Raw genomic sequence first — 3,057 nt, forward strand, 5'->3', positions numbered from 1 at the left:
GCCCACGCCGGGCCGTAACACCGGCAGTCCGCGCCAAGCGCGCACGCCGCACCCGCCGACACCCGCCCAGCAGGGCGGGTGTTCGGTTGCGAGCGGGCGGGGGCTGCATGCCGGAGGTCTGCTCGGTAGAATCGGAGAGCGCTCTCCGCTTGTCAGAAGGCAGGTGCACGCCATGGGCGACGACCACAGCACGGCCAGGCCGTTACGCGCCGACGCCCGCCGCAACCGCGAGCGGGTCCTGCAGATCGCCCAGGAGGCACTGGCGAGCGACGGCCTGACCATTTCGTTCGACGAGATCGCCCGCCGGGCCGGGTTCGGGGTCGGCACTGTCTACCGGCATTTCCCCACCAAGGAGGCGCTGTTCGAAGCGGTGCTGCTGGGGCGGATCGAACGGTTCGTCGTGGACGCCCGCGCGCTGGGCACGGCGGAGGACCCGGGCAAGGCGTTCTTCGGGTGGTTCGCGCACGTGGTCGAGCAGGCCTCCGCCAACCAGGCGCTCTGCGACATGCTGGACGGTGGCCCGGGGATGGCGTTACGGCCGGGCTCGACCCTCGAGGAGGATTTCGCCAGGGCGCTCGGCCGGCTGCTCGTCAGGGCGCAGCAGGCCGGCGCGGTCCGGCGCGACCTGGTGACGGAGGACGTGCGGGACCTGCTGCGGGGGTGCCTGGCGGCCGAGCGGAGAGCCCGGGCCAGGGGCGGGGCCGTACGGCTGGCCGAGGTGATCTGCGACGGGATGCGAGCCCGGCCGCGCTGAGGCCGAGCACCGACGCGTCACGTGGGTGAGCGCCGCAGCAGCCAGGCGAGCACGACCTGCTGCGGCGAGGAGCCCAGGCCTCGTGCTCGGCCGGGCGCAGGTTGACGACATCGAGGACGTCCACGCCGAGGTGCTGAAGGTTCTCGTGTACCCCCACCCTGACCGGGTCAGGCCAGGGCGAAGCGGACCTCGCGGGTGGCCGGGTCCGCTTGCGCCAGCCGTACCGTGACCTGCTCGCCGAGGGGGAGCGGTCCGTCGCAGCGGGCGATCACCGCGGGGTCGGTGAGCTGCACCTGCCCGCCGCCGCGCCGCTCGTCCACGTCGATCACCACCGCGTCGAACGCCTGCCCGAGCCGGTCCCGCAGCAGGAACGCCTCCACCAGGTCCACGCACGCCCGGTCCACGGCCGCCGCGCGCCGCCCGGAGGACGACATGACGGCGGGCAGGCTCGCCAGCCCCGCCCGCACGTCGGACGGCACCGGCTCGCCTGCCGCGACCGCCAGGCACACCTCGGTCGCATAGCGGTCGACCAGGCGCCGCAGCGGGGCCGTGACGTGCGCGTACGGGGCCGCCACCGCGGCATGCCCGGCCTCCTTCGGCGGCGCCCCGTCGAAGGCCTCGTAGCCGGAGCCGCGCAGCAGGACCCTCGACTCGTGCAGGAACGCCGCCTGCTGCGGATTCCGCGGGTCCAGGTCGTGCACCACGGCGCCGTACCCGGCTCCGTCGGGCCACGGCACGCCCAGCGCCCGCGCCATCCTGCGTACCTTGGCCAGGTCGTCGGGGCGGGGCGGCGGCAGCACGCGCAGGATGCCGATCTCGGCGTCGAGCATCATCGCGGCCGCGGCCATGCCGGTCAGCAGCGAGATCTGGGCGTTCCACGCCTCGGCCGGCAGCGGCAGCCGGAACTCCAGGCGATAACCGCCGTCGGCCGCCACCACCTCCTGCTGGGGCGTGGGCAGGGTGACGCCGCCGCGCTCGCGTTCCAGGGCCAGCCGGAGCCGGCCGATCTCGGCCAGCAGCCCCAGGGTGCCGTCGGCGGTGCCGGTGTCGACCGCGGCCTGCACGTAGGCGTAGTCGAGGCGCTCGCGGCTGCGGACCAGGGCACGCTGCACGTCCGTGCCCACCGTGCGGCCGTCGGCGTCGAGGTCGATCCGCCATACGGCGGCCGGCCGCGGCAGGCCGGGCAGCAGGCTGGCCGCGCCCTCGGACAGCACCCGGGGGTGCAGCGGCACCTTGCCCGCCGGCAGGTAGACGGTCTCGCCCCTGGTCCTGGCCTCGGCGTCGATGATCCCGCCGGGCCGCACGAACGCGCCGACGTCGGCGATGGCGTACCAGACGCGGTAGCCGGCGCGCAGCCGCTCCAGGTGCATGGCCTGGTCGAGGTCCATCGAGCCGGGCGGGTCAATGGTGATGAACGGCACGTCGCTGAGGTCCTTGCCACCTGGCCGAGGCACCTCGGCCACCCATTCGGCCTCCTCGAGCACGGCGCGCGGAAAGTCGCCCGGCAGCGCGAGCTCACGCCTGATCCGGTCGAAGCCGTCTTCCAGCTTGAGCGGTATCTCTTCAGGTACCTGAATCATCGACACGCTTCACAACCTACCGGGGCAGGCGGGCGGGGCCGATCATGCGAGGTGGCCGTCGAGCCCGGTGATGCGGAGCAATCGCCGCATGGCGGGCGTCACGCCCGCGATGCGCAGCGGCGTCTGCTGGCGGCGGGCGTGGTTGCGGACGCTGACGAGGATGCCGAGCCCGGCGGCGTCGATGAAGGACAGGCGGCTGACCTCGATGACCACCGCGGCGTGCCGGGCGCGGCCGGCCTCCCGCAGCAGCGCGAGCACATGGCTGCGGAGCAGCTCGGTGGTGGCGATGTCCAGCTCGCCGGACACGGCGACCGTCACGGTGCCGTTGTGGCGGCTGGTGGTCAGGTGCAGGGGGTCCATCTCCGGCTCCGCGCTCTGTCAGGGCCGGGAACACTCCTGTCGCTTGCGCGGACCCGCCCTTGCCGTAGACACCAGATGCGCATGTCACTCAACGCGACTGCGTGCTTCCGGAATGCAGTTTACCTGCCCGCTCGCGAACGTCGAGAGCTGCGCGGTGGTATCGGGTGGACAGGAGAATTCCTCGGAAAACAATTCCGAATACCCGGTTGGAAAAACGTCACCCCTTAGCGTGCTTTGCGGCTGAGAACGATGTCGAGGGCAGGCTCCGGCGCTGGATGCGCCAGGCGTGCGGTCAGTTCTGTGGCTTTTTACCTTTTCTGCCCACGGTGACCGGCGTGTACTGGGGCCGGGTCGCCGGTGGGC

The 3,057-nt window shown here is 72.8% G+C and carries 4 protein-coding genes; 2 read left to right on the forward strand and 2 right to left on the reverse strand.

Annotated features, from left to right (window positions below; all coding sequences use genetic code 11):
• Positions 1-172 precede the first annotated feature (172 nt).
• The gene (locus tag ETD86_RS53550) at positions 173-754 is read left to right on the forward strand and encodes a TetR/AcrR family transcriptional regulator (protein WP_138674262.1); all 582 of its coding nucleotides are present in this window, start codon (positions 173-175) and stop codon (positions 752-754) included.
• Between the two features lie 167 nt (positions 755-921).
• Here ETD86_RS53550 and ETD86_RS53555 read toward each other — a convergent pair whose 3' ends face one another.
• A complete protein-coding gene (locus ETD86_RS53555; protein ID WP_138674263.1) occupies positions 922-2,334 on the reverse strand; it encodes an RNB domain-containing ribonuclease in 1,413 nt (470 codons plus the stop codon).
• Positions 2,335-2,376: 42 nt separating this feature from the next.
• Entirely contained in the window at positions 2,377-2,694 is a 318-nt protein-coding gene (locus ETD86_RS53560) for an STAS domain-containing protein (protein WP_138674264.1), read from the reverse strand.
• A gap of 164 nt (positions 2,695-2,858) precedes the next feature.
• On the opposite strand from ETD86_RS53560, the gene ETD86_RS57745 reads away from it, so the two are divergent.
• Positions 2,859-3,057, forward strand: a 199-nt coding sequence (locus ETD86_RS57745; protein WP_211370921.1) for a hypothetical protein, incomplete at its 3' end; no start/stop codon positions are given.

It is taken from the genome of Nonomuraea turkmeniaca (assembly GCF_005889735.1).
In the GTDB taxonomy this organism is placed as follows: domain Bacteria; phylum Actinomycetota; class Actinomycetes; order Streptosporangiales; family Streptosporangiaceae; genus Nonomuraea; species Nonomuraea turkmeniaca.

Coding starts and splice junctions, on each gene's coding strand:
- ETD86_RS53560 (WP_138674264.1), bottom strand. CDS start 2,694: ATGGACCCCCTGCACCTGACCACCAGCCGCCACAACGGCACCGTGACG.
- ETD86_RS53555 (WP_138674263.1), bottom strand. CDS start 2,334: ATGATTCAGGTACCTGAAGAGATACCGCTCAAGCTGGAAGACGGCTTC.
- ETD86_RS53550 (WP_138674262.1), top strand. CDS start 173: ATGGGCGACGACCACAGCACGGCCAGGCCGTTACGCGCCGACGCCCGC.